Raw genomic sequence first — 7206 nt, 5'->3', positions numbered from 1 at the left:
GAATCCCCCGATCCAGGCCAGGCCGATTACCACCAAAAGCAGGGTGACGACCTTCTGCAGTAAATGACTGCTTTTAAACACCAGAAACAGGCCCAGAAGAAAAACGGCAATCGATGAGATAATGAATATGCTCAGGTAAAATGGGATCTCGGTATTTATTCCGAAAGCGTTTAGCTGGATATTTTCCGGCAGAGCATAGTAATACCAGATCGCCGACGGGATAAAGACCAGAACCGGGGCGATCAACCACTTAGAGCAATACCTCATCAATTTCGCCCGAAATTCTCCATCAGCCTGGAAAACCGCGGTCACGAAGCCGAACAGGCCGGCGATCATGGCCGCGAAAGCTGTACGGAATATCAGCGATGGGAAGAAGGTCGGATTTAGAAAACCGTGCCAGAAATTTCCGGTCTCGAGCCATTTTCCCGGTGTCAGCATAAAGGATAGAATACCATTGATGACAAACAGGCTCAGCCAGGCGAACAGGAAATACAGGAAAGCTACTTTCTGGCGTTTCTCGACTTTGAGGTCGTTGAATTTGTAATGATATATCAACAGGGCGGCGATTTCACAGAAGAAAAAGACCCATTCGATCGCCCATCCAAAGACGAAATTATGGATCAATACCGAAGTCGCGGCAGGATTCACCAGGGCAATTATGAACCAGATACCGACGCCGGTAACACCACCCAGAACCATCGTCACCAGGAGAAAGAACCAGGTATGGTTATCGACATATCTGAGCAGGCGAGTGTCTTTTTCACGTTCCGCCTTTAAATCGGTCAACCATAGAAACAGACCACCGCCGACGGCGAAATGGGCGATATAGACATGGATAATTGCGATCAGCGCGATCAATGTACCGCCGGTCAGGCTGGTCAGGTCCCAGACAGGATAATTCATGACTGACCCCCTTTCAGCTCGATCCTTGTTGCGGTTTTGATAAGCCAGGCCACAACCCCCAGTCCGATCACGAAAACAATCAAAAACAGAATCAGCATGCCATACTGCGGGGAGAGCGGAAGCTGATCCAGCCGCATAACATCCTCGAGATAAAAACTGCGCAGGTTCTGGCGTGTGATAACCATGAAGACGATTGTCAGGATCAAGTGTGCGAGGGCAGGTATCAACCTGCCGGTAAAGGCGAAAATCAGTGCGCCAATAGCGGCCAGAATTCCCAGCATCAAAACGATCGTTGCGAACATATTTTGTCCCATAAACGAAAGCATGATATCACGTGGCAACGCCATCAGAAACCAGATCCCGACCACGATCTGAACTGCGGTTGCACCGCCGAAGATCATCAGTCCGGTACGGATTTTATCACCGGAACCAGGTACACCCTTGCGCCTGCGAAGGTACCAGATGAGAGCTATAAACAATCCTCCTACCGCCACTGACGCGGTCACGAAGTGCAGGTATCGGGGTATAATCGTCGGGTCCGACATGTTCAGCAGTGTCCCACCCGGGTTGGCGAAATAACCGCTCCATTTTTCGGGTTGAACACCCAGAGTCAGATTGTTGACAAACATCAACCCGATATAAAGCACGAACAATACGCTGAAGATCAGGGCAACTTTTGAGAAAGCTCGCGAGACGTCGTACTTGCGAATGTGGATGTAAGCGCCGTAGTAAGCCAGAATCAATAGCGGGATGATCAGTATCCAGAAGACTGCCATCAGCACCGAACTGCTGTAAAACAGGTGTCCGTATATAACCTGCACAAACAACAGCGGTGCCACCCCGAGGTTGATTCCGAGGGCGATGGCGGTTGGAATCTTGCCCGCGGCCGAACCGGGCAGGCTGTTTTCGAGTGAATCGTTTTTGTTTCCAAGCCTGTAAAAGAGTATGATCAGGCTTCCCCCTAAAACGACATTTATAAGCAGTATATGCAACATAAATGTCAACATTTCCAGGATCAAAAGGATCAGGTGAGGGGCCGGGATCGGGTCAGGCGTCGGCACCAGAGCGGTTGGATCCATTAACTCCTCCATGTATATGTATTGGATTTTTATGCTAACCGTGTCATTATTGTTATTCGTAATTATTACGAAAATCCGTAAGTATCAATTAGATAGTTTTAATAAAATATGGCAATAGGTAAATTATACTCTATCAAATTGGTCGGAACTATCCGGGAAGTGATGATAAAGCGTGATGGCTGTCAAGCCTTCCTGATCTTGCGGGTGATGATTAAAGCTGATGCGTAGACTATCCCCGCCAGTACTATAATGACCGGCCCTGAAGGTAAATCTAAGCTATAGCTGGAGGCCAGTCCGACGGAGGTGAAAAGGGCGCAGAAGACTACAGCCATAACCATCATCTGTTTCAATGATCTGCTGAAAAGTGATGCTGTTGCGGCCGGCAATGTCAGCAGGGCTATTACTAAAACGATGCCGACTATCATCACCATCAGGACTACTGTAACCGCGATCAGGCATAACAGCATGATGTAATAGAAATTGGCTGAAATTCCACGCAGAAGCACGAATTCCCGGTCAAAGCAGATAGCCATGAAGTTGTTGTAAAAGATCAGGGTAAACCCGATTATCGCCAGATCGAGTAATATGATCAGCCACATCTCGGTAGAGGAGATCATCAGGATGTTGCCGAACAGGTAACTCATCGGATCGACGTAACCGGGAGTCTGCGATATAAACAGTAACCCGAGCGCCATCCCAACCGCCCAGATAGCGCCAATGACTGTATCCTCGCGCTGTTTCAGATGCAGGCTGGTGAATCCGATGACAACTGCTGAAATCAGAGCGGCCATAAGAGCTCCATAGAGAGGATTGAGCCAGCTGATGCCGTGCGTATGTTCCAGGTAGAGGGCCAGGCCGATTCCGGCCAGAACTGAATGGGAAATCGCACCGGCGATGAAGCTTATGCGCCTGACGACAACATAACTTCCGGCGATCCCGAAAGCGGCCGAGGCCGCCAGGCCCGAAAAAAAAGCATAACGAAGGAAATCTAAATCCGGATCGGCCAGGGCCTGAAAGAATTCGATCATTGAAATCGTTCCCCGTTTGTGAAAATCTGATCGTGGCGGACGATCCTTTTTTCTCCCCGGAACAGTTTTTCCAGAGCCTCCGGTGTGATCTGTTCGGTCGGATGACGGACCACATTGCGGTTGACACAGATAACACTTTTGACAGACTTCCTCACGAAACCGATATCGTGGGAGACCATGATGATAGTCAAATCATGTTCGAGTTTTTGCAGGATTTCGAAGATCACCTCGCTCATGTCAAAGTCGAGATAGGCGGTCGGCTCATCCAGAAGCAGAATCCGTGGACGGCATACCAGCGTGCGAGCCAGAAGGGTACGTTGTCTCTGACCACCGGAAATCTCGGACAACATAGCGCTGGAGTAATCTTTCAGACCGGTTTCTTCAAGTACCTGTTCGACTTCATGATTGTCATGTTTGGAATAGCGCAATTTGAATCCCTCGCCCAGACGGCCCATACGCACGACTTCGCGCACAGTGACCGGGAATTCAGGATCGAATTCAATATTTTGCGGGAGGTAACCGATCAGCTGCCGGACCTCAGCGGGATTCTTCCCGAACACTTCGATTTTTCCACGTTCAGGCTGAAGCAGGCCGTTGATCAGCTTCAATAAAGTGGTCTTGCCACCACCGTTCGGCCCCACCACGCTGACGAACTCACCCGGCCGAATTATCAGGTTGACATTTTCAAGTTGAAAACCGCCGTCATAGGCGAAGTTGACATCCTCGAATTTGACCGCGATTGAGCTGTCAGCCATCATTGACTCCGGAATTACTAACGATTACTTCGGCGATCTTAGCCAGGACCGCGAGCATATCACGCGCCAGTGGATCGACCGCGATCACTTCCGCCTCGATCGCTTCGGCTATCGTTTGTGCGCTTTTTTGATCGAACTGGGGTTGTACGAAAATCATCCTGACATTGTCGGCCCGGGCTTGCTCGATAATTCTCTTCAGGTGTCCGGGTGAAGGTTGCTTGCCGGTCATCTCGACCGCGACCTGTTCCATGCCGTAGAAATCTGCAAAATAACCGAAGGCTGGATGGAAAGCATATATTTTGTATCCCGCAAAAGGTTTAAGTAAACTGCTTATCATTTCATGAACTGAATCAGCACGCTGGATGTAATCACGACAATTATTGCGATAGTACACCGAATCAGCAGGGTCGCTTTTTATCAATGCATTGGTGATATTTTTAGCCATTTTTTTTAGGTTCTCTGGCGATGTCCAGATATGCGGATCATGCCTGCCGTGATCGTGCTGGCTACCATGATCGCCCTCTTCGCCAGCCGTAAAGTGGCGTTTTGCGATACCTGCTGTGAGGTCGACAATACGAACCTTCCGGCTGATAGCGATTTTGGCCATGATCCGCTTTTCAAAACTCAAGCCGGCCTTGAGATACAGGTCCGCTTGCGAAAGCAAAGTCATCTGGCGCGGTGAGGGTGAAAAGGTATGGGGTGTCTCACCCGGCTTTAGAAGCGTATGAAGCTCAATTCGATCGCCTCCAAGATTTTCGGCGACTCCGGCCACCGGATCGATTCCGGAAAATACAACCAGGCGATCCCGCTCAGGCTGATCATCAGCGCAGGCAAAAATCTGCGAGACAACAATCAATCCGAGCAATAAAGCGAATCGAATTCCATTCACCCCCGTATACCCCCTTTTCAGGTTCTGTCCGCTTCGCACTTAAGATAGGTCGCATGGCATTTCCTGCATTCGACCAGCTTATGGTTTCGGGCGAAACGATCCCAGTGGTCTTTCTGGCCCGGTGTCAAAATCCCATTACCATTGCAAAGCGGGCACAAATTTCCCAAAGCCTCCAATACCGCGGTGCGGATGAACTCAGAGCGGTTCGGTACCCGGTTTAAAGCTTTAATCAGATGACTGTCCGCTTTGAAGCTGACGATTTCCTCTTTTTTTCCGGATGACATATCTGTTTCTCTTTCTCTGGTATTAACTTGAACTCAATTGTACTACAAAGTAATACCAGAGTCAAGTATAATATTATGAAGCATTTAGGCTGGCTTTTCATTCTATTCGGAAACAGGACAATATGATCTGGCTGTGTTATTGTATTTAAAAATTACGGGTGATGCAATTCGGGTATAGCTAATGCAGAAGTCAAAAATGACGATACTTTATTAGATGATGGTGTCAGGCTTATGATTTCTTCACGAAAGCTGTAAGCCGCAGACTGAGCTAAAAGGGGAATCTATAGCTGTCTAATTCATTAAACAGGTAATGCTGTTATAATGTTAGCGCATTCAGCCCGCATGGGGGAATAGAAAAATGACTGTCTCATCTGTCAATGTCGAATCGTCCGCGGATTTCAAAACCATCCTCGAATCAGCCGGAGCTGGAATAGTACAGGTCGACCAGCGCGGAAGGATTTGCTACTCCAACCGCAGGGCGGCAAAGATCTTGGGTTATTCCCGGGCTGAGCTGAACAACCGTGACTTTCACAGCCTTGTGAGGTGCCGCGGGATTCGGACCGAAACCGATCTTATCGACCGATGCCCGTTGCAGGATTTTCTGCAGGGTGAATCCAGCCTGGATGAATCGCTCCGGCTTCTGACTCGCAAGGACGGCCGTTCAGTTGCAGTGGAGATGACTCTCGCGGCTGTGAGCGAGGGGCATAAGCGAGTCGGGGCGGTAATCAGCTTAAAGGATATCTCCCGTCATGCCAACGAGCAGGAAGTGATAGCCGGAAGTGAATCGCGTTACCGTAATTTCATACAGAAATTTGAAGGTATCGCCTTCCGCACAACGCTGGATTTAAAGCCGATCTTTTTTCACGGAGCGATCGAGGAGATAACGGGCTATTCCGAAAAAGAATTCATTTCACAGGATTTGAGCTGGGATCAGATAATATATCCTGATGATTACAATATTTTCCTGGAGCGCACCCGTTATGTTCTGATGGTGCCTGATGCCGGTCGTGAACTGCAGTACCGGATTGTGCGCAAAGACGGCCAGATACGCTGGATCGCTGAATATGTACAGAAAGTCTGCGATGACGAGGGACAGCCCCTTTTCGTACAGGGGACAATGTATGATATCTCCGATCGCAAACGGGCCGAAATGGAATTGCGTGAGCGCGAAAAACAACTGGCCGAGGCCCAGCGTATCGCCCGTATGGGCAACTGGATGTGGGATATAAAATCTGGAAAAGTCAGCTGGTCCGATGAAGTCTACCGGATTTTTGGATGTAAACCACGTGAGTTCGAACCGACGCTGGACAGGGTCCAGGAGACAATATTCGAGGAGGACCGCCAGAGACTGATCGAAACAGTTGAAAACTCGATTGCCCTTAACAAGGCTGCCAGTCTCGATCACCGCATTTTACTTCCCGATGGAAATACCAGGACAGTCCACAGCCAGGGCGAAGTTATCCGTGACGATGACGGCCGTCCGGTGCGGATGGTCGGGACTATCCAGGATATCAGCGAAAGGGTAGAAGCAGAGCAGGAAATCAGGAAGCTCAACGAGGAACTGGAAAAGCGGGTGGCCGAACGAACCTCCAAATTGATGGAAGAAATTGAAGGTCGCGAGGGAATCGAAACCGCTCTTCTGGATGAAAAGGAAAAGGTTCAATCTATTCTGGATAATGCCGGTCAGGGTTTTTTGACTTTTGGCCGGTCGCTCAAGATTGATTTGGAATACAGCGAAAAGTGCCGAACACTCTTTGGCGGTGAGATCTGGGGCAATACTTTCCCGGATCTGATCTATCCGAATGATGAAGAACAGCATGAATTCCTCGAAACGATCCTGGCCGACATATTTTCGGAAATCGATCATGAAAAACGCGAAATTTTTATCAGTCTTCTGCCACAGGAAGTTCATGTCAATAAACGCATCGCCCATATCGAATACAAGGACTTCATTACACCAGCCGAAAACGACGAACAAAAACTGCTGGTGGTTATAACAGATATTACTGAAAACCGCGAGTTGCAGGACAGGATCGAGAAGGAACGCAATGTTCTCAAGATGGTGGTCAAAGCGGTGACCAACTACACCGAATTGTCCGAATCGATGCGAGATTACGAGATCTTTGTCAACGCGCAAATGGAAATGATACTCGATGGCGAGGGTCCGGTAGACGAGATGATTGACGAAATCTTCCGTGCCTTCCATACCTTCAAAGGTACCTTCAGCCAGCTCGAGCTGATCAATGTTGTCGAGAAACTTCATGCTCT

7 protein-coding genes are annotated in these 7206 nt (G+C 49.0%); 1 reads left to right on the top strand and 6 read right to left on the bottom strand.

Annotated features, from left to right (window positions below; all coding sequences use genetic code 11):
• The 6 genes from GF404_09830 to GF404_09805 all read right to left on the bottom strand — a co-directional run.
• Positions 1 to 903 (bottom strand): cytochrome C (locus GF404_09830; GenBank protein MBD3382482.1); only part of this gene is annotated, 903 nt, incomplete at its 3' end.
• Positions 900 to 1982, bottom strand: coding sequence for a hypothetical protein (locus tag GF404_09825; protein MBD3382481.1), 1083 nt, complete (start codon positions 1980 to 1982; stop codon positions 900 to 902). The genes GF404_09830 and GF404_09825, both read right to left, overlap by 4 nt.
• A 182-nt stretch (positions 1983 to 2164) precedes the next feature.
• Entirely contained in the window at positions 2165 to 3010 is an 846-nt protein-coding gene (locus tag GF404_09820) for a metal ABC transporter permease (GenBank protein ID MBD3382480.1), read from the bottom strand.
• On the bottom strand, positions 3007 to 3768 hold the full coding sequence (locus GF404_09815) for an ATP-binding cassette domain-containing protein (protein ID MBD3382479.1): 762 nt from the start codon (positions 3766 to 3768) through the stop codon (positions 3007 to 3009). Before GF404_09815 ends, GF404_09820 begins: the two co-directional genes overlap by 4 nt.
• Positions 3758 to 4693 (bottom strand): hypothetical protein, encoded by a 936-nt coding sequence (locus GF404_09810; protein MBD3382478.1) that lies wholly within the window; start codon positions 4691 to 4693, stop codon positions 3758 to 3760. Before GF404_09810 ends, GF404_09815 begins: the two co-directional genes overlap by 11 nt.
• Positions 4672 to 4938, bottom strand: a complete 267-nt coding sequence (locus GF404_09805) for a CopG family transcriptional regulator (protein ID MBD3382477.1) — start codon at positions 4936 to 4938, stop codon at positions 4672 to 4674. The genes GF404_09810 and GF404_09805 overlap by 22 nt, the downstream gene beginning before the upstream one ends.
• A 358-nt stretch (positions 4939 to 5296) precedes the next feature.
• Between GF404_09805 and GF404_09800 the strand changes: the two genes are divergently transcribed.
• Positions 5297 to 7206 (top strand): PAS domain S-box protein (locus GF404_09800; GenBank protein MBD3382476.1); only part of this gene is annotated, 1910 nt, incomplete at its 3' end.

This window comes from Candidatus Zixiibacteriota bacterium, from assembly GCA_014728145.1.
GTDB lineage: Bacteria > Zixibacteria > MSB-5A5 > JAABVY01 > JAABVY01 > WJMC01.
This window is presented reverse-complemented; position numbering and strand designations above follow the sequence as displayed.